The sequence below is a fragment of the Acinetobacter minutum genome, from assembly GCF_035916735.1.
Taxonomy (GTDB): domain Bacteria; phylum Pseudomonadota; class Gammaproteobacteria; order Pseudomonadales; family Moraxellaceae; genus Acinetobacter.
In genome coordinates this window covers 51399-76982 of record NZ_JAQIHG010000004.1, presented here as the reverse complement: position 1 = coordinate 76982, position 25584 = coordinate 51399, and the positions used below count along the sequence as shown (strand labels likewise).

At 45.3% G+C, this 25584-nt stretch carries 25 protein-coding genes and 1 tRNA gene; 14 read left to right on the top strand and 12 right to left on the bottom strand.

All coding sequences use genetic code 11. From position 1 onward, the window contains the following. Positions 1–479 precede the first annotated feature (479 nt). Both ttcA and PAE54_RS03130 read left to right on the top strand, forming a co-directional pair. Positions 480–1391: a tRNA 2-thiocytidine(32) synthetase TtcA gene (gene ttcA / locus PAE54_RS03135; protein ID WP_273777193.1), complete on the top strand. Its 912-nt coding sequence runs from the start codon at positions 480–482 to the stop codon at positions 1389–1391. A gap of 212 nt (positions 1392–1603) precedes the next feature. Further along, complete coding sequence (locus PAE54_RS03130) at positions 1604–1987, top strand: SCP2 sterol-binding domain-containing protein (protein WP_273777192.1); 384 nt, start codon at positions 1604–1606, stop codon at positions 1985–1987. A 61-nt stretch (positions 1988–2048) separates the two neighbouring features. Here the strand turns inward: PAE54_RS03130 and PAE54_RS03125 are convergent, their stop codons facing one another. After that, on the bottom strand, positions 2049–3161 hold the full coding sequence (locus PAE54_RS03125) for a transglycosylase SLT domain-containing protein (protein WP_326518398.1): 1113 nt from the start codon (positions 3159–3161) through the stop codon (positions 2049–2051). A 362-nt stretch (positions 3162–3523) separates the two neighbouring features. Here PAE54_RS03125 and greB point away from each other — a divergent pair, with 362 nt between their 5' ends. The 4 genes from greB (at position 3524) to PAE54_RS03105 (ending at position 6577) form a co-directional block, all read left to right on the top strand. Then, positions 3524–4012: a transcription elongation factor GreB gene (gene greB, locus PAE54_RS03120; RefSeq protein ID WP_326518397.1), complete on the top strand. Its 489-nt coding sequence runs from the start codon at positions 3524–3526 to the stop codon at positions 4010–4012. 94 nt (positions 4013–4106) lie between these two features. Then, positions 4107–4196, top strand: a tRNA-Ser gene (locus PAE54_RS03115). A gap of 196 nt (positions 4197–4392) precedes the next feature. Further along, positions 4393–5310, top strand: coding sequence for a cation diffusion facilitator family transporter (locus tag PAE54_RS03110; protein WP_326518396.1), 918 nt, complete (start codon positions 4393–4395; stop codon positions 5308–5310). Between the two features lie 199 nt (positions 5311–5509). Further along, a complete protein-coding gene (locus tag PAE54_RS03105; RefSeq protein WP_326518395.1) occupies positions 5510–6577 on the top strand; it encodes an ArsO family NAD(P)H-dependent flavin-containing monooxygenase in 1068 nt (355 codons plus the stop codon). Between the two features lie 31 nt (positions 6578–6608). Here the strand turns inward: PAE54_RS03105 and PAE54_RS03100 are convergent, their stop codons facing one another. The 4 genes from PAE54_RS03100 to PAE54_RS03085 form a co-directional block, all read right to left on the bottom strand. Then, the gene (locus tag PAE54_RS03100) at positions 6609–7310 is read right to left on the bottom strand and encodes a DUF542 domain-containing protein (protein WP_326518394.1); all 702 of its coding nucleotides are present in this window, start codon (positions 7308–7310) and stop codon (positions 6609–6611) included. Between the two features lie 138 nt (positions 7311–7448). Further along, the gene (locus PAE54_RS03095) at positions 7449–8795 is read right to left on the bottom strand and encodes a TrkH family potassium uptake protein (RefSeq protein ID WP_326518393.1); all 1347 of its coding nucleotides are present in this window, start codon (positions 8793–8795) and stop codon (positions 7449–7451) included. A gap of 15 nt (positions 8796–8810) precedes the next feature. Further along, entirely contained in the window at positions 8811–9461 is a 651-nt protein-coding gene (locus PAE54_RS03090) for a potassium channel family protein (RefSeq protein ID WP_326518392.1), read from the bottom strand. A 146-nt stretch (positions 9462–9607) separates the two neighbouring features. Continuing rightward, on the bottom strand, positions 9608–10816 hold the full coding sequence (locus tag PAE54_RS03085) for a L,D-transpeptidase family protein (RefSeq protein ID WP_326518391.1): 1209 nt from the start codon (positions 10814–10816) through the stop codon (positions 9608–9610). Between the two features lie 203 nt (positions 10817–11019). Between PAE54_RS03085 and hemE the strand changes: the two genes are divergently transcribed. From hemE to PAE54_RS03065, 4 genes are all read left to right on the top strand, one after another. Beyond that, positions 11020–12093: a uroporphyrinogen decarboxylase gene (hemE, locus tag PAE54_RS03080; RefSeq protein WP_326518390.1), complete on the top strand. Its 1074-nt coding sequence runs from the start codon at positions 11020–11022 to the stop codon at positions 12091–12093. 5 nt (positions 12094–12098) lie between these two features. Further along, positions 12099–12896 (top strand): DUF817 family protein, encoded by a 798-nt coding sequence (locus PAE54_RS03075; protein WP_326518389.1) that lies wholly within the window; start codon positions 12099–12101, stop codon positions 12894–12896. Positions 12897–13058: 162 nt separating this feature from the next. After that, the gene (locus PAE54_RS03070; protein WP_326518388.1) at positions 13059–13529 is read left to right on the top strand and encodes a DUF3015 family protein; all 471 of its coding nucleotides are present in this window, start codon (positions 13059–13061) and stop codon (positions 13527–13529) included. A gap of 88 nt (positions 13530–13617) precedes the next feature. Further along, positions 13618–15504 carry an Lnb N-terminal periplasmic domain-containing protein gene (locus PAE54_RS03065; protein ID WP_442784373.1) on the top strand — a complete coding sequence of 629 codons (1887 nt, stop codon included), beginning with the start codon at positions 13618–13620 and terminating at the stop codon, positions 15502–15504. Between the two features lie 43 nt (positions 15505–15547). Here the strand turns inward: PAE54_RS03065 and PAE54_RS03060 are convergent, their stop codons facing one another. The 7 genes from PAE54_RS03060 to PAE54_RS03030 all read right to left on the bottom strand — a co-directional run bounded on the left by PAE54_RS03060 (position 15548) and on the right by PAE54_RS03030 (position 21726). Then, on the bottom strand, positions 15548–15907 hold the full coding sequence (locus PAE54_RS03060) for a cupin domain-containing protein (protein WP_326518387.1): 360 nt from the start codon (positions 15905–15907) through the stop codon (positions 15548–15550). A 15-nt stretch (positions 15908–15922) separates the two neighbouring features. Continuing rightward, a complete protein-coding gene (gene folE, locus PAE54_RS03055; protein WP_326518446.1) occupies positions 15923–16471 on the bottom strand; it encodes a GTP cyclohydrolase I FolE in 549 nt (182 codons plus the stop codon). Between the two features lie 91 nt (positions 16472–16562). Further along, positions 16563–17252, bottom strand: coding sequence for a Smr/MutS family protein (locus PAE54_RS03050; RefSeq protein ID WP_326518386.1), 690 nt, complete (start codon positions 17250–17252; stop codon positions 16563–16565). A gap of 11 nt (positions 17253–17263) precedes the next feature. Continuing rightward, positions 17264–18070 carry an indole-3-glycerol phosphate synthase TrpC gene (gene trpC / locus PAE54_RS03045; RefSeq protein WP_326518385.1) on the bottom strand — a complete coding sequence of 269 codons (807 nt, stop codon included), beginning with the start codon at positions 18068–18070 and terminating at the stop codon, positions 17264–17266. Between the two features lie 9 nt (positions 18071–18079). Continuing rightward, positions 18080–19141, bottom strand: a complete 1062-nt coding sequence (trpD, locus tag PAE54_RS03040; protein WP_326518445.1) for an anthranilate phosphoribosyltransferase — start codon at positions 19139–19141, stop codon at positions 18080–18082. A 14-nt stretch (positions 19142–19155) separates the two neighbouring features. Beyond that, on the bottom strand, positions 19156–19743 hold the full coding sequence (locus PAE54_RS03035) for an anthranilate synthase component II (protein ID WP_326518384.1): 588 nt from the start codon (positions 19741–19743) through the stop codon (positions 19156–19158). Between the two features lie 216 nt (positions 19744–19959). Continuing rightward, complete coding sequence (locus PAE54_RS03030) at positions 19960–21726, bottom strand: bifunctional metallophosphatase/5'-nucleotidase (RefSeq protein WP_326518383.1); 1767 nt, start codon at positions 21724–21726, stop codon at positions 19960–19962. Between the two features lie 633 nt (positions 21727–22359). Here PAE54_RS03030 and glnA point away from each other — a divergent pair. The 4 genes from glnA to ubiA all read left to right on the top strand — a co-directional run bounded on the left by glnA (position 22360) and on the right by ubiA (position 25550). Then, on the top strand, positions 22360–23775 hold the full coding sequence (gene glnA / locus PAE54_RS03025; protein ID WP_326518382.1) for a type I glutamate--ammonia ligase: 1416 nt from the start codon (positions 22360–22362) through the stop codon (positions 23773–23775). A gap of 90 nt (positions 23776–23865) precedes the next feature. Then, complete coding sequence (locus PAE54_RS03020; RefSeq protein ID WP_326518381.1) at positions 23866–24141, top strand: hypothetical protein; 276 nt, start codon at positions 23866–23868, stop codon at positions 24139–24141. Between the two features lie 57 nt (positions 24142–24198). Beyond that, positions 24199–24660: a chorismate--pyruvate lyase family protein gene (locus PAE54_RS03015; protein ID WP_326518380.1), complete on the top strand. Its 462-nt coding sequence runs from the start codon at positions 24199–24201 to the stop codon at positions 24658–24660. 11 nt (positions 24661–24671) lie between these two features. Further along, positions 24672–25550 carry a 4-hydroxybenzoate octaprenyltransferase gene (gene ubiA / locus PAE54_RS03010; RefSeq protein ID WP_326518379.1) on the top strand — a complete coding sequence of 293 codons (879 nt, stop codon included), beginning with the start codon at positions 24672–24674 and terminating at the stop codon, positions 25548–25550. Positions 25551–25584: the final 34 nt, after the last annotated feature.

The following is a 25584-nucleotide window of genomic DNA, read 5'->3' as shown; positions in this document are numbered from 1 at the left end:
AGTCAAACCGTTTGTAAATGAGTTTAACAAAAAATAGCAAGATAGAAAGATAAAGCGTGGGGTTTTTAACAATGTAAACTTAAAAAATCAAGGCCTACAGTTGGCAGAATAATCAAAAAATTTTTTTAATTTTTTTTGTCTATAGATGGGTTGACTTATTTAAGTCTATGATTTTATTAACTTAAATTAACTGGTTAAAAAATAATCAATTTAAAGGGAACCCTTCATATTTCAATTAATCGCTGTGTCAAGTCTGAAGAAATCCACAATTTTATCCACAGCTTTTGTGGACAACTGTGGAAAAGTATAAAACTTCAACAGTTTGTTGTTTTAAACAGCAAAATACCCAATTTAGCCGGTCAGAAATGACAGACGGATGACCAGATCGCTATAGGCGAAGAAAAGCATATTCTTTAGGTGCGATTGTTGTCTGAATGGGCTAAAATTGCGCGGTATTTTTTTATAGGTGAATCTCGTCTATGTACTCGCCAGTTGAGTCCGAACAAGGATTTAATTTCAAACCAGAACTTCCAACAAGCTCTGCTTATTATCGTTTGTTGAAAAAGCTGCGCCGCCAAGTAGGTCATGCCATTCGTGACTTTAAAATGATCGAAGACGGCGACAAGGTCATGGTCTGCGTTTCTGGGGGTAAGGACAGTTATACCTTGCTGGACATTTTGTTGCAGTTTAAACGTATCGCACCGATCAATTTTGATGTGGTGGCAGTGAATCTGGATCAGAAGCAGCCTGGATTCCCGGAAGATGTGTTGCCGCGTTATATGGAAGAAAATAACATTCCATATTACATCCTGGAAAAAGATACCTATAGCATTACCAAACGTTTGACGCCTGAAGGCAAAACCTACTGTGCTGTATGCTCGCGTTTGCGCCGTGGTTCTTTGTATGGTTTTGCACAGGAAATTGGGGCGACCAAAGTAGCGTTGGGTCACCACCGTGATGATATCTTGGCCACTTTCTTCCTGAACTTGTTCCATGGGGGCAGTCTAAAGGCGATGCCGCCAAAGCTGTTGTCATCTGACAAGAAAAATATTCTGATCCGACCACTGGCCTATGTGGAAGAGAAAGACATCATCAAATATGCTGAACTGCGCCAGTTCCCGATTATTCCGTGTAACTTGTGTGGTTCGCAGGAAAATCTGCAGCGTGCGATTATCAACGATATGTTGCGTGACTGGGATAAAGCCCATCCGAAGCGCTTACACAGTATTTTCGGTGCCTTGCAAAATGTATCGCCATCACAATTGGCTGACCGCGAACTCTTCGATTTTGAAGCTTTGGATAGTCAGCGTGAATTTGATTTTACCGCTTGTGATACTGAGGCGGGTCAAAAACGCATTGATATGGTGAACCTAGGCTTCGCTGCGGATTAAGTCATCATGGATACAGCACCTTTATCCTAATGGTTAAAGGTGTCTGTTCTGTGAGAGATTGTTGGATTATTTTAAAAAATGAATGGGCTGTGCAAAATTCTATCGTCAGCTTTTTCATTTACATGCTATAAGAACAAACTTGCGTAATCGCGCGATTGACGTCGTTCTATAATCGGCAACACAAGAATGAACAAATAACTTGAGGATAAATCATGCCTGCATTTTTAACTGATGATTGGTTTGCAACTGTAGAAAAATTAACAGCGGCAGCAGGGGACTTAAACTTACCGCCTGCGTTGGCCAATCTGGCAATTAACCTCGTGGTGACTGGTCCAGAAGGTGACAAAGAAGCTTCTCTCGCTGGCGGTAGAATCCAGAAGGGTTTGGTCGACAATGCCAAAACGACACTCAGTATGGATGCTGAGACTGTGCGCAAAGTTTTCCTGGAGTTTGATATGGCTGCAGCGATGCAGGCGTTTATGGCAGGTAAAATCAAAGTACAAGGGGATATGTCACAATTGATGGCATTGCAAACCGTGAAACCAAGTCAAGAACAGAAAACATTGTTCAAACAAATTCTGGCAGAAACCAACTAAGTCGGATTGGATTGATTCCATAAAAAAAAGCTTACCGAGAAAGGTAAGCTTTTTTTATGCCTTAAAGCTGCACCAGATCTGGTGTGCTTTTAATATGCTCTACATAAGCACGAATACGCGTGACATACTGTACAGCCTGACGGTAACGGCCATTGGCGGCCTTGTTACGGTCCAAATAGCTATACAGGTTCACCCAGTTGTTGGGATTTTTTCCCTGTGCAGTTAAACGCTTCTGAATTTGTTGTACGGCTCCTGGCCCCATATTATATGCGACTAGTGCATACCAATTACGATCTGGTAAGGGAACCTCGGCATACAAGTCCAGCATACGGTCATAATACTTCGCACCGCCTTGAATGCTCTGAATCGGATCATTACGGTTGCTTACGCCCATAGCTTTGGCTGTGCTGTTGGTCAGCATCATCAGACCGCGTACGCCCGTGGGAGAAACCGAGTTTGGTTTGAGGTAGGATTCCTGATAACCAATCGCAGCCAGTAAGTGCCAATCCAGATCGTATTGTTCAGCGGTCTGCTTGAAACTGGCCTGATAGATCGGCATACGCTGACTGAGATCACGCTGGATCGTTTTCCAGGATTCAGGACGCACCACATTCTGGTTGTAAAAAGAAGCTAACTGGTGAATAGCACCATTTTGTTTCCCTTGACAGATAAATCCGCTCGCAGTTTGTGTTAACGGATCTTCTGCGTGTTTAAACACCCAGTTGAGTTCAGGATTCAGTCCATTTTGTTCCAGACTGCTGAAGTCACCACAAGTTGCCGAGAACGAGCTAAGCTTTTTGTCCTCAATAGTTTCCACACTTGCTGTTGTCATCGCAAAATTGGCTTTGCCTTGCGCAACCCATCGCAAAGCGGTTGCATTATCCGGAACGGTTGTAAAGTCTAGCTTTACATTGAGACTTTGCGCATAGTTACGTGCAAGGTCATAACCGAAGCCGTGCATCAATTTTCCATCTTGGAAAACTGTGCTGGGATCTTCAACCGCCACCACGGTGAGGCGATTGTTGTTGACCACAGAATCATACTGGTAGGCCTTACTGGCGTTGATGCTGTGGAAAGGGATGAAAACTGTACTAAACGCAAGGATTTTAACCGGGAGAGAAGAAATCAGAGAGCTAAGGCTAAGCCTCGATCCCGAAGATGAACTACTGTGCATGTTGTCTCCGCTACAAGTAATTTATGCCCTTAAAAGTTCAGCAAAAGTCAGCCTGAAACTTTTAACAAGTTGATAAATTCAATAAGGGTGGGCAGTCATGACGTCATTCAGAATGACATGAGATAAAAAGGAAATTATGTAGAATAACTACATAGTCTAAAAAATAAGCGATAATAAAAAGAGATCGCATAATACTGGCTGAAAAATGCATTGTCAAATTTTGTACATTTTTTGAGTAGATGGTGTTTCATAACAATATGATTTAAAAAATAAAAAACTTTTATACACTTTAGTTGTGGTGAAATAGAGCATAAAATGCGGCATCTTGTAAATGAAATGTAAGTTTCAATACGGTTTTGATCATGAAATCAAACTTAATCACCCGTTCTGGTCATGATAAATTGGTGGCCGAACTAAAGCATTTATGGCATGAAGAACGTCCTGAAATTACCCGTAAAGTGAACTGGGCTGCGAGTCTCGGAGATCGTAGTGAAAACGCGGATTATCAATATAACAAGCAACTGCTACGCAAGATTGACCGTCGCGTGCGTTACTTGGGAAAACGCCTGGAAGAACTGAAAATTGTTGATTATTCCCCTCAGCAGGCAGGTAAAGTCTATTTTGGTGCCTGGGTAGAGATTGAGAATGAACAGGGTGAACAGAAGCGCTTGAGAATTGTCGGTGTGGATGAAATTTATGACCACCATCCGCAGCATATTTCGATTGATTCTCCGATGGCACGAGCGTTGCTATCCAAACAGGTGGACGATGAAGTGGAAGTGCTGACGCCCTCTGGTAAAAAATTATGGTATATCAATGCCATTCGTTATGAGGTTCCAGAAAACGGCTAGAAAAATAAAATTGTATCTATTTTGATCGGTTGAGCGTTAAGGTTGATAAAAAGATTTGCCAAGCTGAAATTTTATTTATATGATAGCGCTCGTTGGAAGCGTGGCAGAGTGGTTTAATGCACCGGTCTTGAAAACCGACGAGGGTTCACGCCCTCCGTGAGTTCGAATCTCACCGCTTCCGCCAGAATTCAAAAAACCCAGTCATTTGACTGGGTTTTTTTATAGGTATATAGCTATGACATCGTGCTTTTCTGCAAAATGCGGCGATATGAATTTTTATAGCAAGCTATTTGAAAAACGTCTCTCTTCTTTCCTCGGTTGCATTTCATTTTAAAATCCGATAAGACTTGCTTAAAGAACTTGCAGGAGCACCCTAGAGCATGGCACATGGACATTCGCATGCGCACAGTCATACCCATTATGGTCGTGCTTTTGCGATTGGGATTTTGCTGAATCTTGGCTTTGTACTGATTGAGGCCTTTTATGGCTGGCAAGCAGGTTCTATGGCATTACTGGCGGATGCAGGCCATAACTTGACGGATGTAGGTGGGTTGTTACTGGCATGGGCTGCTTATGGTGCTGCACGTATCCATGCTAATCAGCGACATACGTATGGTTGGCGAAAAGCCTCAATTCTGGCCAGTTTTATCAATGCCGTACTGATTCTATTGGCGATGTTGGTGTTGGCTTGGGAATCCCTGCAACGTATTCAAACGCCAAGTCCCGTAGAAGCCTCGACCATGATGCTGGTGGCAGCGATTGGTGTGGGCGTGAATGCGCTGACGGCTTGGCTGTTTCAAAAAGACAGCGCCCATGATTTGAATATTCGTGGGGCTTTTTTGCATATGGCTGCCGATGCAGCCGTCTCCCTAGGCGTGGTCGTGGCGGGTGCCTTGTATCTTTGGCAAGGCTGGTTGTGGATTGACGCGGTGCTTGGGCTCATTATTTCACTGCTGATTATCTGGGGAACCTGGTCCTTGTTCCATCAGTCTTTGCATTTGCTGTTTGATGGTGTCCCTGAACATATTTCCGTACCGGCGGTACAGGAATGTTTGTTGGCTATTCCGGCGGTGAGTGATTTGCATGACCTGCATATCTGGAGCATGAGCACCCAAGAACACGCGCTGACCGTTCATGTTGTTTATGATGCTCATCTTCAGCCTGCAGATGAGTTGCTGGATCATCTCCATCATTGTTTACATGAGCGCTTTGATCTTCAGCATATTACCGTACAACTGGAATCTGCGGATTATGCACAACATTGCGTGATGAATCACTCCAAGTGCCATATGGTCTGAAAGCAAGCGGGTGGATAACTTGGCCAGTGACAATTTTCAGACTACTCATCTTTTAAGCTGAGTACATCCCTTATCAAACAAAACACAGCGTACGATGATCTATGCAAGATCCTAGAAGCTGCTAAAAATAAAGCGTTATGCTTGTGATCCTATAGTGTTTCAGGTTGAATAAGATGACGGGCTGATGCAGGGGGGCAACATGTCAACAGTTACAACAGATGTCATTATTATTGGTGGTGGACAAGCAGCCTTAGCAACGGCATATTTCCTCAAACGTAGCGGACTCTCTTTCCTGATCTTGGATGACCAGCCGCAAGCAGGGGGAGCCTGGCTGCATGCATGGGAATCCTTACGTTTGTTTTCTCCAAATAGTTGGAGCTCTTTACCCGGCTGGATGATGCCTGGCACAGAACAGAATTATCCCACGCGTGATGAAGTGGTGAGCTATTTAACCCAATATGAACAGCGTTATCATTTTCCGATTATCCGTCCAGTCCATGTGGATCGTGTGCAGGCCGATGGTTCAAGGCTGAGCGTATATGCCGGTGAACAATGCTGGCAGGCCAAGGCTGTGGTGAGTGCTACCGGGACCTGGAGCCATCCGTATATTCCTTGCTATCCCGGTCAGGAAAAATTCCAAGGGGTACAATTGCATTCGGCCCAGTATCAAAACGCCGAGGCATTTCGAGGTCAGCGTGTCATGATTGTGGGGGGCGGCAATTCGGGTGCACAAATTTTGGCTGAAGTGTCGCAGGTCGCTGAAACTCTATGGATTACGCCCACACCTCCCCAATTCTTGCCGGATGATGTTGATGGGCGGGTTCTATTCTTGAGGGCGACTGAACGTCTGAAAGCACAACAGCAAGGACGTAGCATTCAACAATTACCTGGTGGGTTTGGCGACATTGTGATGATTGATTCTGTTAAAGAAGCACGAGCACGTGGTGTATTACATAGTCGGCCGCCATTTGCTGCATTTAGCTCAGAGGATGTGGTGTGGCAAGATGGAACATCACAAAAAATAGATGCTGTGATCTGGTGTACCGGTTTTAAAGCGGCACTCACCCATTTGGCTTCGCTGGGTGTGGTTGAAGACAATCATACGGTGCAACTCGAAGGCACACGTTCGGTTAAGCAGCCTCATTTATGGCTGGTGGGCTATGGCGAGTGGACAGGAGCAGCCTCAGCGACTTTAATCGGGGTCACTCGTACGGCACGTAGCACCGTCGACGAAATTGTGACGATGCTCAAAACAGATCAGGTTTAGGCATGATGATGGTCAACAGATCTTGATCTGTCTAACTGAGGTAACGTTTAAACAGTACACTGTTTTCTTTAGTAATATGTAGGAACAGGTCATCGGTCAGCTGATGCAGTTTGGCATATACCAGTTTCATGGTTGGGCAAGCGAAATCGGGTGGGCTGAAATGTCCGGTCAATTGAATGATCTGTTTAACCAGTTGCCCTGCAGCTTCATGTTCCATTTCCAATTCCTGTATCAGCTGCTTGAGCTGTGCACAGTCCGCTTCGGTTTTATTGGACTGTTGTAGTAAGGGAAACAAGATTTTTTCTTCTTTGGCAAAATGCTGTTCCAGCTCCAGTTTCAATAAACTGAACTGCCGATGCAGCTGTAACAGTAGTTGCGGATCGTGCTGGAAATGCACCAGCAGAATTTTATTGACCAGTTCATCCAGTTCTTTCCATAGCACCCGTTCCGGCTGGTGATGCACATGCAAGATCAGATCAACCAGCTGGGCATCCGACAATTCAGTGATCAGAACCTCGGGTGCTGCCTGCTTGAGGAAGGTTTGATAGTCCTCCCGGATTTTTTCAATAAAATCCAGCGCTAAACCGGCATCTTGCAGTGCAGTTTTTAGACTGCGTTCACCCTGACAGCAATAGTCAATTTGTAAGGCATTGAGTTGACTGCTGATCGCTGGAAAAAAGGTCACCAGTTCACCTAGTGTGGTCTCAGGGGTAATATCGAGCGTGGTTTGCATATTGTTATCCTGTTTTTAGGAAAACAGAGGCTGAATAGCGTTCTCTGCATCCGGTTTATTGTTATGTTCTGATTAAACTCGGTGGAATGGGGATTCCCCGAGTCATAAGTCTATTCTGTTGTTCAGACGGAAAAATGATTAGCCAATCTGAATATCTGCTGCCGGATGTTTCAGGCGGCTTTCTTTTGGTGTTGCAATTAAATAGACCAGACTTAGCGGTCCTAGACGGCCTGCAAACATTAAAAAGCTGAGCACCATCAGGCTGGCAGAACTGAGTTCACCGGTAATACCACGTGACAACCCCACAGTACAGGCTGCAGAAACCGCTTCAAAACTCAAATCAAGAAAGTCCTGTTGGGGTTCCAGCACCAGCAGAATAAAATTGCCCACCGTGATGAGCGCGAAGGTGACAAAGGTTACGGCCAAGGCTTTCATGCTGAGCTCGCGTGAAATCGCATGATTGAAAATCCGGATTTCGCTCGAGCGTCTTAAAAATGCCAATACACTGAGCACCAAAACCACAAAAGTTCCGACTTTAATGCCACCGCCTGTACTGAGTGAACCGCCTCCAATAAACATCAGCAACATGATAATAAAGCTGGTTGCAGGATAAAGTTGTGCGGTGTCGATGCTGTTAAAGCCGGACGAACGAGGGGAAGTGGCTTGAAACCAGGCAGCCGTCACTTGATCGGCAAACGGTAATGCGCCGAGCGTGGCAGGATTATGGATCTCTAAGAGCCAGATCAGTAGAAAACCGATTAAATTGAGCAATGCAACACTGACCAGAATAATCTTGCTGTTTGTTTGCAATTTCGACCAGCGTTTATTTTGTTTAATGTCAATCAGGATTAAAAAACCAATTGCCCCGATGACCGAAAGCGTGCTGATGGTGAATAGCACCACTGGTTGATGTTTAAACTGCATCAAGCTATCGGAAAAGAGCGAAAAACCGGCATTATTAAAAGCGGAAACGCTAAAAAAGATGGCTTGGTATAAGGCCGGCATAAAGCCGACTTGTGGTGTCCAGACACTGGTCAGGATCATCGCGCCGATGATTTCAAAAAATAGGGTGTACAGCACAACGCTTTGTGCGACCTGTGATACTTTGGCCAAACTGGTTTGACCCAGGGCATCCTGTGCCCGAACTTGCTGTTTCAGTCCAATACGCGGAGAAAGGCTCATCGCGGCAAGCACTGCAAAGGTCATAAAGCCTAAACCGCCAAATTGCACCATCACTAAGATCATGATTTGACCGAATGTGGTGTAGGTCGAACCTGTATCCACTACGGCGAGTCCCGTAATGGTAACAGCCGAGGTCGCGGTGAACACGGCGTCCATCCAGCTAATTGGGTGTGTGGTGGCCAGCGGCATTTTCAGCATTAAGGTGCCAAAAATAATGAAACTCAGAAAGCCTAACGCTAAAATTTTCGGTGGGCTAAGATTAATGGTTTTATTTTTGAACCGGGAAAAATCGAAAATACGCATTATCATCCTTGGTGTTTATTCAAAACGGCGCAGCAGTTTTTTCAGTTCAGTCAGAGGACCTTCTAAAATTAGAATATCATTTTCCTCAAAATGGAAGGTTGGCTGTACCTCATAGAACATGGTGAGATTACGCTGTACCAGCAAGATTTTGATCTGTTCGGTATTTTGAGTGACACCCAAGGCATGAACACCATGCAATTTGCTGTCAATGATGATCTTGACAATATAATGGTCGTGATCCAGCCGCATATAACGGCTGACAATCGGGTAGTTGAGTGCCTGAGCAACACGAACGCCCATGTCTTCTTCAGGATGGATGATTTTGTCCACTTGCAGATGAGACAGAATCATGTGGTGGGCTTTGGTTTTGGCTTTGACCCAGATCTTCTTGACGCCAATATTGGTTAAATGCAGCACACATAAGATGCTGGCCTCAATATCTTCACCAATCGCAACAATCACTGCATCACACTTTTCTAGATTGAGCTCACGCAGTACACGTTCATCCGTGGCATCTGCAATGACTGCATGGGTGAGGTCTTGTGCCAGTTCCTCTACATATTTTTTCTCGCTGTCAATTCCAATCACTTCATGTTTGGAGGCCGCAAGTTCACGTGCAACGGTTGCACCAAAACTCCCTAAGCCAATGACTGCGAACTGTCCCATGGCATTTTTCCTTTCTTCGTAGATTTCCTTTGTTATTAACGTTAAGCATCGGTTTTGTAAAGGCCTGCTGTGTGAATCCTTCAGAATTCTTGAATTTGGTATAAAAAAACCACCTTGCGGTGGTTTTTTTTTTAATAGCTTGCAGATTATTCAAGGAAACGTACAGTAACGCCGGAACGGACTTTACGACCCAAGTCATTGGCATCCCAGTTGGTTAAACGGATGCAACCATGGGAAGCCGTTTTAGAAATAGTGGATGGGCTTGGTGTTCCGTGAATACCAAAAGATTTTTTACTCAAACCAATCCAGATATTGCCCACCGGTGCATTTGGACCAGGGGGTAAAGATAGTGGTTTCAGGTTATTACCCTGGACAAAGTTGCTCGGTGAATAGCTGTACCACGGATTTTTCGCTACACCAGTCACTTTGTAGGTTCCCGTTGGTGATGGTGTATCAGTACTACCAATGGTGGCTGGGAAAGAGCCGACCATCTGGTTTTTGTTGTTGAACAGATAAAGTTGTTTCGCACCCTTATGCGCCACAATCAGATGAATATCTTCGGGCAAGTCATTACGCACATTGGCGACAATGATTTTTTCACCCGCTTTTTTAAAGGTGGCTTTTGGATTGAGTTTCTTCAGAAAATCTTCATCCATGTGGAATTTTTCACCCAGCATTTCAGTCACGCGGGTGTAGTAAAGACCTTTCATCTTGGCTTGCAGTGCATAATCTGAAGGAATCGATGCTGCATAAGGCCCTTTTAAGTCTTCTTCGGTAATGGTGTATTCGACAAAGGCTGGACGGGTCTGTTTGGCAACCAGTGCATCCCAAGTTTCTTTGCTCAGTTCACCTGTAGGCTTGATCCCATTCATTTGCTGGAAGGAAGCAATTGCTTTTAGGGTATTTTTACCACTCATACCATCAATCGCACCTGGTGAAGCATGCTGATTGTTGAGCATGACATGCGCACGAGCATAGACGGGGAACTGGCCTTTGCCAATATTTTCATACCAGTCAGCCTGATTGAGGCTGTCGAGGGTCCAGCTGACTTGTGCTGCGTTGACATTATTTTTTGCGGGTGCAGTACCAATCGCTGCATTTTGATCTTCGGTTTTACTGAGATCCTGCAGCGTCTTGGAAGCCTGATTTAACTCTTGCTGTTCCTGTGGAGAAATCTGGGTTTCTGATGCAGCTGAGGTGCTGTTGTTGTCAACCGCCAAGGGATTAATTGGATCTTCCACAGCCCCCGCAGGAATCACTTGCGGCTTTAAGGGTTGCTCAGCAGTAGATGCGGCAAAGGCGGTGCCTGCAAGGATGCAGCTTAAACTCATAGCGAGTAATGAGCGAACGAACATGTAATTCAACCTTAAGAATTCTTCATATGTATAAACAAAACTAACCAAGTATTGCAGAAATTAAATGCAGATGCAGTAGTTGTTTTGTGTAAAGATCACTTTTATTGACGCACGATTCAGTATTTTTAAACATAGAAGAAATTATTAAATTTACAACCTTTTTGTTATGATGCGGGTAGGTCAAAATGATTTCGAGAAAGTAAATGACAACGCTAAAAAATGATCGTTTTCTGCGTGCTTTATTACGTGAACCGGTAGATACCACCCCGGTATGGATGATGCGCCAAGCCGGACGTTATTTACCGGAATATCGAGAAACACGAGCGAAAGCGGGTGATTTTCTTTCTTTATGTAAAAATACCGAATTTGCCTGTGAAGTCACTTTGCAGCCTTTACGCCGTTATGATTTGGATGCGGCCATTTTATTTTCCGATATTTTAACCGTGCCGGATGCCTTGGGACTGGGTTTGTACTTTGAAGCCGGAGAAGGCCCCAAATTCCATAAAACTGTACGTACTGAACAGGATGTGGCGAATTTACCGGCATTTAATGCCAAAGCTGATCTTGATTATGTAATGAATGCAGTCTCGACCATTCGTTCGGCACTGGGCGGGCAAGTGCCTTTAATTGGTTTTTCCGGCAGTCCTTGGACTTTGGCGACTTATATGGTGGAAGGTGGTTCCAGCAAAGAATTCCGTTTTACCAAACAGATGATGTATGCGCAGCCTGAAGTTTTACATGCCTTGCTTGATCGTTTGGCCGATGCGGTAACGGATTATCTGAATGCGCAAATTGATGCCGGCGCACAAGCCATCCAGATTTTTGACAGCTGGGGCGGGGCGTTGGCACATCGTGAGTATCTTGAATTCTCACTAAATTATATGCAGAAAATTGTGGCGGGTCTGCAACGTGAAAAAGACGGCCGCCGTATTCCGGTGATTCTGTTTACCAAAGGTGGTGGACAGTGGCTGGAACCGATGGTGGCTACGGGGGCTGATGCTTTTGGCTTGGACTGGACCACGCCGCTGAATGTTGCACGTCAAACTGTGAATGGATGCGCGGCATTGCAAGGTAATCTTGACCCAGCAACTTTATATGGTTCACCTGCGACGATTGAAAAAGCCGTGAAAGCCATGCTAGATGATGCTTATGCCAATGGTGAAAAAACCGGTTATGTGGCGAACTTGGGTCATGGCATCACCCAATGGGTCGATCCAGCCAAGCCAAAAGTCTTTATCGATACCGTACACGAATACAGCGCTAAATATTTGGGGTAATCCATTTGTTTAGTTGGTTTAAATCATTTTTTGAATTTTCCTATAAGGCAGCTTCGGCTGCCTTATTTGGAATTCTATTGTTGCTGGCTTTTGCCCTGACTGCCCCGATGGGGAGCCAGGAGTTTTATGGCCTGTTTCGTTATGATTATCTGCTGATCTATGCCTTGGTGATTCAGTGCTGCTTACTGTATTTAAAGCTGGAATCCTGGGCCGAAGCAAAAGTCATAGCCTTATTTCACCTGATGGCAATGGTGATGGAAATCTTTTTGACCCATCCTGAAATTGCCTCTTGGCAGTACCCACAACCCGCGCTGTTTAAAATCCTGACCGTACCACTCTTTGCCGGCTTTATGTATTCGGCCGTCGGTAGTTTCTTTGCCCGCTCTTTACGCTTGTATCAGGTGTCTTTTGAGAAGCTACCCGGTTTTGCCCATATGCTGCTCTTGGCGCTATTGTCTTACTTAAACTTTATGAGCAAGTTTTTTGTTCCTGATATCCGCAATTTGCTGTTTGTTTGGAGTGTGGTGATCTTCTGGAAAACCAAGCTTCATTTCCGCTTGCAGCAACATGCGATCCAGCTGCCGATGCTGCCGGTTTTGTTGCTTCTGGCCTTCATCATTTGGATTGCAGAGAACATTAGTACTTTTTATAAAATCTGGTTGTATCCGAGTCAGGTTGAGGCTTGGCATATGGTGGGTTGGGGTAAGTTGGGTTCATGGTATCTGTTGCTGCTTTTAAGCCTGGTTCTTGTGCTGAAAATTCTCGGCCAGCGGGATTCACAAGGATATTGGAAGCTTAATTAATCTGTGGCGGGGTTCACATTTGGGAAATTTTTTTATGGGAGTTGTGATACAAGTACCCGCCTTGTGATTGTGTAAATGGCATGATCCAGTTAATCTGCCGGGAGTGTAATCAAACTTACACAAACAGAGATAATAAGCATTTGATAAAAACTGGAGAATTTTATGTTGAAAAAAGTTTTGTTAGCGACTGTGCTTGCAGCGGGTTCTTCTGTCGCGATGGCCGACAGTGATGTCGGTTGTGGTGTCGGTTCAGAAGTTTGGGCAGGCCAGCGTGGCATCCTGCCAAAAGTATTGGCAGCAACCACTAACCATATTTTTTCTAACCAGTTACTCGGGATCACCTTCGGTACATTGGGCTGCCGTCAGGGTGGAACTGTGACCGCACAAGTCGTGACCTTTACCAACGAAAATGCCGAGTCGCTGGCACGTGATATGGCGGTTGGTCAAGGTGAGAGTCTGAATGTATTGGCCGAGTTGATGAGTATCAAGGCTGAAGACAAAGAACGTTTCTTTGCGGTTTCTAAACAGAATTTCTCAGAGATTTATTCCACTCAAAATCAGAATACTTTACAGGTATTGGCTTCATTACAAGCGGTTATGGCTAAAGATGACGTGTTGAAAGCCTACGTATAATCGTAATGTGAATACAAACCCTGTCTTGATGACAGGGTTTTGTTCTATTAGCCCTATAAAAATATCCAATACGAGAATTCCTTGCGTCATGAAAGCCATCGTTGCACTGTTGACCTTAATGCTGTCCGGAATGGTTTTTGCGACTGTACCTGATCAAGTACAGATCCAGCATTATCAGCGTCTGGCAGAGCAGCGCCAGTTAGATCAGCAGATCACTTGGCAACGTCTCATGTATACTGATGAAAAAGGACGTAGCCAGATCAGTTATGCCGGCTATTTTCTGGCAGCAGAAGGTCAGCACAATCTAAAACAGGAAATGCAGGCTGATATCGCCGAGTTATTTACAGTGGCTGAGCCTGATCAATCGATTCGCTGTAAATTTCCTGCGCGTAGCCGCTGGTTGATGCAACAACTGCAGATTTCTGAACAGCAACTGCCAGTTGTGCAGTGCCCGCAATTCACAGACTGGATCGGCCAGATCAAACCATATAAAGCCACGCTGATTTATGCCACGGATTTTATGGGCAACCCAAGCTCGATGTTTGGTCATACCTTATTGCGGCTCGATCCGAAAGATCAAAAACAGCTGAACCTGGTGTCTTATGCAGTTAACTATGCTGCGACGGTACGCACACAGGACAACTGGTCCTATGCCTGGAAAGGCTTGACTGGGCAATATCCGGGAGAATATTCCCTGATGCCGTATTACCGTAAGGTTAAGGAATATGGCGATTTCGAAAGTCGGGATTTGTGGGAATATGAGCTGAATTTAAGTCCAGATGAAACGCGTTTTCTAGTCGAACATATCTGGGAAATGCAGCAGGTCAGTTTTCCTTATTACTTTGTCAGTGATAACTGTGCTTACCGTTTATTAGGTCTGATTGATCTGGTCCGTCCCGAAGCCAATCTGCAGCAGCAATTCAAACATGCTTCGATTCCGATGCAAACCTTGAAAGCCATGCAGCAACAAGGACTGGTCAAAGACACGGTGTATCGTCCCGCTTTGGAAACGCAATTGTTGTCTCAAGCCAGACAGCATGGCCATCATCTAGCTCAGGTTGCGCATAAAGTTGCCTTTGCCGAACAATCGGAGATGGCTTCATTGCTGGCTGAATATGCAGTGGATGAGCAGGCGAAAATTCTGGAAATGGCCTACGATGATTTGTATTTGCAGTTTGTGGCACGTCAGGTCGAAACCGCTTTTGCGCAGCCACGTTTACGCCAATTGCTGAGTTTGCGTAGCCAGTTAGCCATTGAACGGCAGCGGCAGGAACCGCAACGTCCCACCAAAGATCCAACCCAAGGGCATGATGCGCGGATGCTGAGCTTGAATATTGGGACAGTACAAGGAGAGGGCTTTGTTGAATTGGGACAGCGTCAGGCCTACCATGATCTGCTCGACCCACAGGCCGGTTATCGTTTTGGGACACAGCTGTTATTTTTACAGGGCAATCTGCAAGTGCGCAAAGATCAGCTCAAGCTGGAACAATTCGATCTGTTATCCGTGAATGCCTATAACCCGGTACAGCCCTTTAAAACACCACTCAGCTGGGGCTTCAATCTGAGCTGGCAGCAGGAAGCGGTACAGGCCGGGCAGTTTAGTGAACATGAGCAACATGGGGTTGCCAGTGTGCAGACTCAGTTGGGCTATAGTTGGGCCGATCATGCGCGGCAGCATCTCTGCTATGCACAATTACAAAGTTATATTCAGGCTGGCAAAAACCTAGAGCGCGGCTGGCGTTTCGGCATGGGGCCAACGCTGGGCTGTATGAACCAGTGGTCACCGCACTGGAATAGTTTAGTGCAAGTGGAACTGCCGTATTGGGAAGATCAGCAGCAGTGGAATCTCAGACTGAACACACAATTGCAATATAGTCTGAATGCAAATCATGCACTGCGCCTGAATGGACAATTTGAACAGCAACAGGGCAAAAATTGGAGCAAATTGGGTTTAGGTTATGCGTGGTTTTTCTAGACTGTATAACTGACTCAGCATTGAAGAAGCATTTCCCTAAGGACTATGCTTCCACTACCACATAATATTTTTTAACGGCTTCAACCACTTCAAAGGTGCCGACAAAGCCAGGAGGAATCACACCTGCGTCACCTGCCGTGATCTCAACAAAGGTCTGAGTTTCACGGTCATGCAGACGTACCACACCTTCGATCACCTGGAAAAATTCCTGTTTATTGTCGGCGAACTGGATATTCCAAGCACCGACTTCACATTGCCAGATGCCACAGTTCATATGGGGATGTTCATACAAACTAAAGGTCAGGCGTTGCGGATTGCCTTTAACCAGACGATCAGGATGTGGATAGTCTACAGAAACGTCACTTTGGGTTAAACCTTGACCTGCTAACCAGATGGATGACATGGCACAACACTCGACTTAATAGCTTTCTGGAACGGCACTTAAAAATTCACGTCGTGCCTGATCATTGGTTTTAAAATCACCGAGGAATGATACCGTACGTGTGGTTGAATTCTGTTTGCCGACACCGCGCATCATCATGCACATGTGTGCGGAGTCAATCACGACCGCTGCACCACGTGCACCGGTAACCTCTACCACGGCTTCTGCGATTTGCTGGGTCAGGTTTTCCTGAATTTGCAAACGACGTGCAAACATTTCGGTAATGCGGGCAAATTTGGACAGACCCAAAACTTGACCTTCTGGTAAATAAGCGATGTGCACACGTCCATAGAAGGGCAGTAAATGGTGTTCACAAAGCGAATAGAATTCGATGTTCTTGACCAGCACCATTTCCCGGTTATCGGAAGGGAATACCGCATTGTTGGTCACTTCTTCAAGAGATTGGTTATACCCGGAAGTCAGATAGGAAAACGCTTTTGCAGCACGCACAGGGGTATCTTTGAGGCCAGGACGATTGAGATCCTCACCAACGGCGGTCAGAATATTTGCGTAGGATTGCTGCATAGACATAAGACGTGTTCACTTACACTGATTGAACAAGGACGGCATTGTACCAGAAAACTCTCAAAAATCGGACTATTGCAGGAAATGCCGATTATTGTTTGTGCTTGGGATTTTTTTCGGCACGCTTGAGCAGAACCAGCACCGCACCTGTTCCACCTTGATTTTCCGGTGCACTGACGAAAGCCAACACATCACGATGCTGACGCAACCAGCCATTCACGTAGGTTTTTAAGATCGCTTCCGGGCCTTTACCATGGACGATTTTAATCACATTTTCGTTGGCGTCTTTCGCCATTTGAATGATCTGGAGCACAGCAGCACGTGCCTGTTCTACGGTACAGCCATGCAGGTCTACTGCTTCAAACCAGCGCAATTTTCCAGCTTTCAAGTCTTCAAACACCCGGTGTTGCAAGGTCGCGATCCGGTAGCTGAGGCTGGCCTGACTGGCAACCGGATTCAGCATGGCTTGCGTATCCGATAGCTCGGTCAGCTCTGCTTCTTGAGGACCTTCGGCAGCTGCGCGTTTTGCCAGAGTTTGTGCATCAAGTTTGCGCTGTACAGGCGGCTTGACCTGGGCAATATTGCTGTTCTGTAGCGGTTTCACCCCTTGCAGGGCTTTTTTAAATAGATCCAGATCATCCGTTTCTTCAGCGCCAGCAGAGGTCTTTTTCGACTCCTGCTGTGCTGCCCGTGTGCTGCTATGTGGATTAGAAATTTGCTTTTTAAATTGCTTCAATAAAGTTTGCTGCTCTTTAGAAAGCACTGAATCTTTTTTACTCATAGCACTCACATTTAAACGTTTTGTGGATGACCAAACAGGGCAGTGAAGGCTTCATCCGGGCGCGGTTGTTTCATGAAACTTTCACCGACCAGGAAGCTGTGGATGCCGTGTTCCTGCATCAGGGCCACATCGGCCGGTGTGGCAATACCGCTTTCCGTGATCAGTTCACGTTCTTTCGGCAATAAGTTTTTTAAGCGGATGGAGTTCTGCAAGTCCACTTCAAAGGTTTTCAGGTTGCGGTTATTCACACCGAGCAGACAACGTTCAGAGAGTTTTAATGCACGTTCGAGCTCTTCTTCATCATGCACTTCCACCAGTACGTCAAGCTGATGCTCGAAAGCGGTTTTCGACATTTCTTCCAGTTGCTGATCAGACAGGCTCGCCACAATCAATAAAATACAGTCGGCATGCAAGGCGCGTGCTTCCACCACATTGTATGGATCAATCAAAAAGTCTTTACGCAAAGCAGGCAGTGAACAATGACTGCGGGCGATCTGGATGTTTTCATCGGCACCCTGGAAAAAGTCGATATCGGTCAATACCGATAAACAGGCAGCACCCGCGCGTTCATATTGTTCAGCAATTTCCGCTGGGTTAAAGTTTTCCCGGATCACGCCTTTCGATGGGGAGGCCTTTTTAATTTCGGCAATCACTCCCGGACGTTTGCTACGTAAGCTTTTGGCAAAGCCGCGAACAGGCGTGGCGGCCTGTGCGAGCTGTTCAAGATCGTGCAAACTGCGTTGTTGACGACGGGCGGCAAGTTCCTCGACTTTACGATCAACAATTTTTCCTAAAATGGTATTGGCAATATCGACCATGATCTTTCCTTAATCCGCTGCCTGTTCGTTGCTATGTTGTTTCATGGTTTTGGTGAACTCTGAAAGTACACTCATTTTTTCCAGTGCTTGCCCCCCATAAATGATGTCCTGTGCCAGTGCGACCCCTTGTTCATAATCTTTGCACAGACCTGAAACATACAGACCGGCGCCGGCATTCAAGGCAATCATATGCGCGGCTTTTTCACCCATGTCGGATTTGTTTTTGCCGAGGGCATCTTTAATCAGTTTCAGACTTTCTGCTGAATTCTCCACCACCAAACCGGCCAAGGTTTCAGACTTGATGCCGACATCTTCCGGGTTCAGGGTCCATTCAAAAATTTCGCCATCTTTTAGTTCAGCCACATGTGTTGGTGCCGCCAGACTGATTTCATCCAGACCGTCACGTGAATGTACGACCATTACCTGTTCTGCACCGAGCTGTTTCAACACTTCAGCCATTGGACGGCACAGTTCATCAGAAAACACGCCGATCACGAAACGCTTCACACCGGCCGGGTTGGTCAATGGGCCAAGCAGATTAAAGAAGCTGCGAATACCGAGTTCACGACGTGGGCCAACCGCATATTTCATAGCTTTGTGATGGTTGGGTGCAAACAGGAAACCGACACCCATTTCACGAATGCAGCGTTCTGTTTGTTGCATGTCGAGATCGAGGTTGATGCCGGCCTGTTCCAGTAAATCAGAAGAACCGGATTTGGTCGAAACACCACGGTTGCCGTGTTTGGCAATGGTTGCACCGGCCGCAGCAATCACGAAAGAAGAGGCGGTCGAGACATTAAACAGGTTTTGGCCATCACCACCGGTACCCACGATATCAATCAGGTAAGGCAGGTCACTGACATCAATCTTGATTGCAAAGTCACGCATGACACGTGCCGCAGCGGTAATTTCGTCGATACTTTCGCCTTTCATGCGTAAGCCCATCATTAGGGCACCGATTTGTGCATCGGTCGCTTCACCGCTCATGATCTGACGCATCACGTCTTCCATTTGAGCCTGGGTGAGGTGAATGTTTTTAGTAATATGGTTTAAAGCTTGCTGAATATTCATATTTTGTATTGCGCTCATGATGCGTAAATATCTAAAAAGTTCTGGAAAATTTGATGGCCATGCTGACTCAAAATGGATTCAGGGTGAAACTGCACGCCTTCAACTGGCAATGTCTTATGTCGAATCCCCATGATTTCTTCCATTGAGCCGTCAGCTTCCTGAGTCCAGCAGGTGACTTCCAGACATTCCGGTAGGGTGGCTTGATCAATGACCAAAGAGTGATAACGTGTTGCTGAAAAAGGATTCGGCAGATTGCTAAAAATCCCCTGATTGCTGTGATACATATCCGAGAGACGGCCATGCATGACAGTTTTGGCGCGCACAATATTGCCACCAAAAGCCTGACCAATACTTTGATGTCCCAGGCACACGCCCAATAGGGGAATTTTCCCGGCAAAGTGCTGAATAGCCGGAATAGAAATCCCGGCTTCAGTTGGTGAGCAAGGGCCTGGACCAATTACCAAATATTTCGGTTGCCATCGTTCAATATCTTCCAATGTGACTTGATCATTGCGAACCACTTTTACTTCTTGATTTAACTCGCCAAAGTACTGGACGATGTTATAAGTAAAGCTATCGTAATTGTCGATCATGAGAAGCATATTGAGCTTAACCTCTTGAATGGTATGGCAGTAAATTGTGATCGTAGATAGTATTACGCACAATATTACTCATATTTTAGAAAGTGACTGATCAGCAAACTCTAAATGAAAGTCGCGAGATCTAAGCGGTTACTTTATCAGATTTATTCTGAGATGGGACAGCAAAGTTCATCCGGGTGTCGAGGCAGCATACTTTTAGCTTCTCGACGGTCGCCTTTATTCGTTGATTAGCCGAATACGTCCGGGGATTGGGGCACTGACCGGCGCATGCTCAACGAGATAATCTTGTAATGCCTGTAGATCGGCACCTGCAACTGTGCGCTGGGTACCTTGTCGTAATACGCTAAAGTTATCACCACCTTCGGCCAGAAAGCTGTTCACAGTCACCCGATAATTTTGTTGATCGACCAGAGAGCGACCATTAATTCGAATATCGCGTGCACGGGGTGAGTTTGTGGCAACGTTGTTATATTGGTAACTCAAGGCGGCGGAAGGTTGCAGGATTTTAGGGAAACTGGCATTGGCACCTGACCACTGCTGTTCCAGTAAGTCACGAATTTGTTGACCACTAAGGGTCATGGTCACGAGGGTGTTGGCAAAAGGCTGTACCGAATAAAGATCAATAAATCGGATCTGTTTTTCGGCATTGATCATTAGGTCGGCACGGATCCCTCCCGGATTCATCAAGGCAAAATCAGAACCTAGAGAGCCCTGTCGAACTGCAGCGGCTTGCTGCGCATCTGCAATCAGCAGTCCCAGTGGACTCTCACCACTAGAAGAAGGTTTGCGAACAATCGGCATGTTGGCCTGAGCAATCACCTGCTTGGCAATCTGATCGACTGCTTGACGATAAGGCTGCAAGATTGCTTCTACTTTCGCCGACTTGCTGAAGGTTTCATAGGCTTCACTCGGTGAGATGAGCATCGTGCCGATATGAAAAGGTTCACTTTGTACCAGGATTTGTCGGGCATCTTTATGCAGGATGTCTTTGCTCTTTACATTTATTTGTAGATTGATGTCGGTAATCATGTCTCCGTATTGGCCTGCTGAAGTCAGCAAAAATGGTTTTGCCGGATTACGGGTTGCATAATCACAGAGATAAGCCTGATGGGTATGGCCAGATATCACCACATCAACTTCTGAATCGAGCTGTTCTAAAACCTGTAGCAGCGGCCCTTGTAATCCTTCACAACTTTTTTGTCCAAAAGCTTGTGGTTGCTGAGCCATTACACCGTCATGAATGACCACCACGATGGCTTCAATCCCTTGTTGTTTCAGCTCAGGAATGAGTGCATTTACAGTCTCGGCTTCATCGCGAAAGACCAGGTCTTGAATTCCTGTTGCGGCAACGCTACTCGGTGCCGTTTTCAAGGTTAGACCAATAAAGGCAACCGGAATACCGTCAAAATGTTTGACTTTATAGGCAGGAAACAGGCGTTGCTCTGGATACTGCTTTGAATAGATATTTGCCGCTAAAAAATCGAATTTCGCACCCGTAAATGCTCTATTAATTTGGCAAGGCTGCATACGGGTATAGGCGATACAGCCCCCGAATTGTATGCGTTGCAATTCTTGTGTGCCGCGGTCTAATTCATGATTGCCAATCACATTGAAATCCAAAGCAATTTCGTTCATGACTTCAATGGTGGCTTCATCCAGAAATAAGGAGGAGATCAGTGGCGAAGCACTCATCAGGTCTCCGGCAGAAATCACCGCATGCGACGGATGCTGGCTGCGCAACTTATCAATTGCATCGGCAAGATAACTGGCTCCACCGACCGGTAGTTTGATGTTGTTTTGAGGACTGTGTGGATCAGGAATCGTAATAGAGCGCTGGCTCGGTTCGAGATGGCCATGAAAATCATTAAAAGCAAAAAGGTGCACATTTTGAACGTCTTGTTTTGGCAAACTCAGGGTCTGACAGCCTGTCAGGCTGAGAATTGCCAAGCCCAAAAGGGTATTTTTGAATAAGTTCCAGCGCATAAATGTTCTGATCATTCTAGATTTATTTTGAGTCATAGCTTATTTGATCCTGATGACGCTTGGGTGAAGTGAAGTTTTTATTTATGTGACGGAGGTGCTGTTATTAACATCCAAGCTAGCCGTCTTATGATTTGAAAATTAAACAAAAGGAAAAAGCGCCATTTTAGGGCAATTCAATTTAAATACTGGACGATTTATTTCTCAAAACATGGGATAAATTTTCTTGAGGATACACTTGGTTTTACCAGTTTTTAATTTTTATATTTAATAAATCTATTTAAATTAATTGGTTGTATTTGTTTTATTGTTTTTGAGTTCTAACTTGGACGGTGAACTCTATGTCGATTTTGCACTATAACAAAGCTAGAGTTAAATTGATGCATTAAGTTTTATTGCACTGTTTTGGTTCAATTGAAAGAGCATTACAAACGAAAGTTTCGATCCTTGAATGAATATGGTGCATTTACATTCGCACACAGTATAATAGCTGCAAATCAACGGCACTAAATCTTATATTCTGATAAAGAATTCAATGTTTTAGTTACGATTTTAAAAGTTGGTATGAGATTTGCTTTATACTTACCAACTGCTAACACGCACTTGCTAAGTGCAATAAAATTTCATTGGAGCAAAATGAGCATGGCGAACAAGGTCCTTCAACTCATACAAGAAAGTGGCGCTAAATGGGTCGATTTTCGCTTTACTGATACTAAGGGTAAAGAACAGCACGTAACTTATCCTGCTGACTCAATCGATGAAGATACGTTTGAAGACGGTAAAATGTTCGACGGTTCTTCAATTGCAGGTTGGAAAGGCATTGAAGCATCTGACATGATTTTGCGTCCAGATGCAGAAACTGGTTTTATCGACCCGTTCTTCGCTGAGCCAACAGTTGTTGTGACTTGTGACGTTATTGAGCCATCTACTGGCCAAGGTTATGAACGTGACCCACGCTCGATTGCTCGCCGTGCAGAAGAATATTTGAAATCTACTGGTATCGGTGATACTGCATTCTTCGGTCCAGAACCAGAATTCTTCGTATTTGACGAAGTAAAATGGGACATCGACATGTCAGGTGCTCGCCATACCTTGATCGCTGAAGAAGCGGCTTGGTCAACTGGCAACGACTATGAATCAGGTAACTCTGGTCACCGTCCACGCGTTAAAGGCGGTTACTTCCCAGTGCCACCAGTAGATTCTTCACAAGATATGCGTGCGGAAATGTGTGCAAAAATTGAAGAAATCATGGGCCCAGGTCGTGTAGAAGTACACCACCACGAAGTTGCATCTTGCCAGTTGGAAATCGGTGTAAGCTTCAATACTATGGTTCGTAAAGCGGACGAAGTACAACAGTTCAAATATGCAGTTTGGAACGTTGCGCATCAATATGCAAAAACAGCAACCTTCATGCCTAAACCAATGGTAGGTGACAACGGTTCTGGTATGCACGTTCACATGTCAATCTCTAAAGATGGCAAAAACTTGTTCGCTGGTGATGAATACGCAGGCCTTTCTGAAATGGCATTGTACTTCATCGGTGGTATCATCAAGCATGCACGTTCTTTGAATGCGATTACCAACCCTTCTACAAACTCGTACAAGCGTTTGGTTCCACACTTCGAAGCACCGATCATGTTGGCTTACTCAGCGCGTAACCGTTCTGCTTCTATCCGTATTCCTTACGTTTCTAGCCCTAAAGGCAAACGTATCGAAGCACGTTTCCCAGATCCAATGATGAACCCGTACCTTGGTTTCGCTGCATTGTTGATGGCGGGTATCGATGGTATCCAGAACAAGATCCATCCTGGCGATGCTGCTGACAAGAACTTGTATGACCTTCCTCCTGAAGAAGAAGCGAAAATCCCAACTGTTGCACACAGCTTGGATATGGCGCTTGAAGCATTACAAGCTGATCACGAATACCTGTTGAAAGGTGGCGTGTTTACTAAAGACATGCTAGATGCTTATATCGAGCTTAAAACTGAAGAAGTTCGCCGTTTGAACACGACGACTCACCCAGTTGAATTTGACATGTACTACAGCCTGTAATTTAAATTTTAAATTACTGCTTAAAAACCCGCGCTAGTCGCGGGTTTTTTTGTATCATTTGTTTTGATATAGAGAGCATGCGGCAGTCATATGGCACAGCGCAAAAAGCACACCAGTTTTTATCCATGGGTGGATGTGAAAGATCACAGTAAAGGTTTTAAAATGAATTTTTCTCCAGTGACTTATATTGAAGTGGGGCGTACCCCGGAAGGATATAAGCAGGCAGAATTTGTCGGTTTGAAACATCCCGAACTGGCGTTGGATTATGCTTATCCGCAAAGTTTTTATCTCAGTGCCGAAGGCTTTATCCTGCAAAAAAACACGAGTGGTCAATTTGAAGTGATTGCCAAAACAGATAACTGTTAATCAAAATCAAAGTTTAAATCATTGCATTACAATTTAATGAAGTAATTAGGTAGGGTTATGCAGCAGATTCCCGCTGAACTCAAAACTTGGCTTTACTCATCGGGTTCACTCACTCAGCAGCTTACCCAGACTGCAGGGGGCCAGTTTCGCGTCGAGCCGCTTCAAGAGTACTTTCAGCGTTTAAGCTTCTTCGATGCTCAATGGATGCAGATGCCTTATCATCATACCTCCTGGGTGCGGGAATCCTATTTGTATGGCTGCGATGAGCAACCCTGGGTGCAAGCGAAAAGTATCTTTCCGATTTTAAGTTTACAGGGGCGTGCACGCCGTTTTAAACATATCGGGCGTATGCCGATTGGCAAATTGCTCTTTCAGCGCACCACACCGGCTTGTGAGCGCCGTGTACTCCTGCTTGAAGAGGGCTGGACCCGTCAAAGCTGCTATACTTGGCATGGATGTAAATTTATTGTTCAGGAAACGTTTCTGCCGAGTTTTGAAACGTTTTTGGCAAACAGATGAGATGAACCGCTATGGCCATTGTGCAACAGATTACTTGGCGTGAACGCTTAGAAGCCTATTATTATTTGTGCCGGTTTGATAAACCGATTGGAACAGAATTGGTGTTCTGGCCAACCATGTGGGCATTGTGGATTGCGAATCAAGGTATCCCTGACATTGGTATTCTGATTCCAATGATTTTAGGCACGATCTTTATGCGCGCTGCAGGCTGTGCGATTAATGATTTTGCGGATCGTAAAGTGGATGGTCATGTGGCACGTACCAAAACTCGTCCATTGGCAACGGGAATCATTAGTGCCAAAGAGGCTATTTATGTCTTTTTGGCATTGGTCGCTGCAAGTGCTAGCATGCTGTTTTTCTTACCGATCGAAACCTTCTACTGGTCGTTTGGTGCGTTGTTTCTCGCTTTCATTTATCCGTTCATGAAGCGTTATACCAATTTGCCCCAGGTGTTTCTAGGCGCGGCATTTTCCTGGTCGATTCCGATGGCGTATACGGCAGTGGGGCAAACGCCGGATCTGACCTGCTGGTTATTGTATTTTGGCAATCTGGCCTGGACCGTAGCGTATGATACGCAATATGCCATTACTGACCGTGAATACGATTTAAAAATCGGGGTGAAATCGACGGCTATTTTGTTTGGTCGTTATGATATTCAGATTATCAGCCTATTACAGTTGAGTAGTGTATTGCTGATTGGTACAGCCTTATACCGTGAAGCTTTGCTGTTTCCTTTTGGTCTACTGGCTTTGCTGGTTGTGGTTGCGGACTTCATCTTTCAGTGGAGTAAAACCAAGGATCGTGATCCTCAGCGCTGTTTCTGGGCTTTCCGTCATAACCGTTGGGTAGGCGCGATCATTTTTGTCGGTATTTTTGCTGGCTTGTTCTGAATATGTAGCGCTGCTCTAAAACCTTCAGTTGCAT

Bases quoted from the DNA above. Each gene is read 5' to 3' on its own strand.
- ttcA (WP_273777193.1), top strand. From the start codon at position 480: ATGTACTCGCCAGTTGAGTCCGAACAAGGATTTAATTTCAAACCAGAA.
- PAE54_RS03130 (WP_273777192.1), top strand. From the start codon at position 1,604: ATGCCTGCATTTTTAACTGATGATTGGTTTGCAACTGTAGAAAAATTA.
- PAE54_RS03125 (WP_326518398.1), bottom strand. From the start codon at position 3,161: ATGCACAGTAGTTCATCTTCGGGATCGAGGCTTAGCCTTAGCTCTCTG.
- greB (WP_326518397.1), top strand. From the start codon at position 3,524: ATGAAATCAAACTTAATCACCCGTTCTGGTCATGATAAATTGGTGGCC.
- PAE54_RS03110 (WP_326518396.1), top strand. From the start codon at position 4,393: ATGGCACATGGACATTCGCATGCGCACAGTCATACCCATTATGGTCGT.
- PAE54_RS03105 (WP_326518395.1), top strand. From the start codon at position 5,510: ATGTCAACAGTTACAACAGATGTCATTATTATTGGTGGTGGACAAGCA.
- PAE54_RS03100 (WP_326518394.1), bottom strand. From the start codon at position 7,310: ATGCAAACCACGCTCGATATTACCCCTGAGACCACACTAGGTGAACTG.
- PAE54_RS03095 (WP_326518393.1), bottom strand. From the start codon at position 8,795: ATGCGTATTTTCGATTTTTCCCGGTTCAAAAATAAAACCATTAATCTT.
- PAE54_RS03090 (WP_326518392.1), bottom strand. From the start codon at position 9,461: ATGGGACAGTTCGCAGTCATTGGCTTAGGGAGTTTTGGTGCAACCGTT.
- PAE54_RS03085 (WP_326518391.1), bottom strand. From the start codon at position 10,816: ATGTTCGTTCGCTCATTACTCGCTATGAGTTTAAGCTGCATCCTTGCA.
- hemE (WP_326518390.1), top strand. From the start codon at position 11,020: ATGACAACGCTAAAAAATGATCGTTTTCTGCGTGCTTTATTACGTGAA.
- PAE54_RS03070 (WP_326518388.1), top strand. From the start codon at position 13,059: ATGTTGAAAAAAGTTTTGTTAGCGACTGTGCTTGCAGCGGGTTCTTCT.
- PAE54_RS03065 (WP_442784373.1), top strand. From the start codon at position 13,618: ATGAAAGCCATCGTTGCACTGTTGACCTTAATGCTGTCCGGAATGGTT.
- PAE54_RS03060 (WP_326518387.1), bottom strand. From the start codon at position 15,907: ATGTCATCCATCTGGTTAGCAGGTCAAGGTTTAACCCAAAGTGACGTT.
- folE (WP_326518446.1), bottom strand. From the start codon at position 16,471: ATGCAGCAATCCTACGCAAATATTCTGACCGCCGTTGGTGAGGATCTC.
- PAE54_RS03050 (WP_326518386.1), bottom strand. From the start codon at position 17,252: ATGAGTAAAAAAGATTCAGTGCTTTCTAAAGAGCAGCAAACTTTATTG.
- trpC (WP_326518385.1), bottom strand. From the start codon at position 18,070: ATGGTCGATATTGCCAATACCATTTTAGGAAAAATTGTTGATCGTAAA.
- trpD (WP_326518445.1), bottom strand. From the start codon at position 19,141: ATGAATATTCAGCAAGCTTTAAACCATATTACTAAAAACATTCACCTC.
- PAE54_RS03035 (WP_326518384.1), bottom strand. From the start codon at position 19,743: ATGCTTCTCATGATCGACAATTACGATAGCTTTACTTATAACATCGTC.
- PAE54_RS03030 (WP_326518383.1), bottom strand. From the start codon at position 21,726: ATGCGCTGGAACTTATTCAAAAATACCCTTTTGGGCTTGGCAATTCTC.
- glnA (WP_326518382.1), top strand. From the start codon at position 22,360: ATGAGCATGGCGAACAAGGTCCTTCAACTCATACAAGAAAGTGGCGCT.
- PAE54_RS03020 (WP_326518381.1), top strand. From the start codon at position 23,866: ATGGCACAGCGCAAAAAGCACACCAGTTTTTATCCATGGGTGGATGTG.
- PAE54_RS03015 (WP_326518380.1), top strand. From the start codon at position 24,199: ATGCAGCAGATTCCCGCTGAACTCAAAACTTGGCTTTACTCATCGGGT.
- ubiA (WP_326518379.1), top strand. From the start codon at position 24,672: ATGGCCATTGTGCAACAGATTACTTGGCGTGAACGCTTAGAAGCCTAT.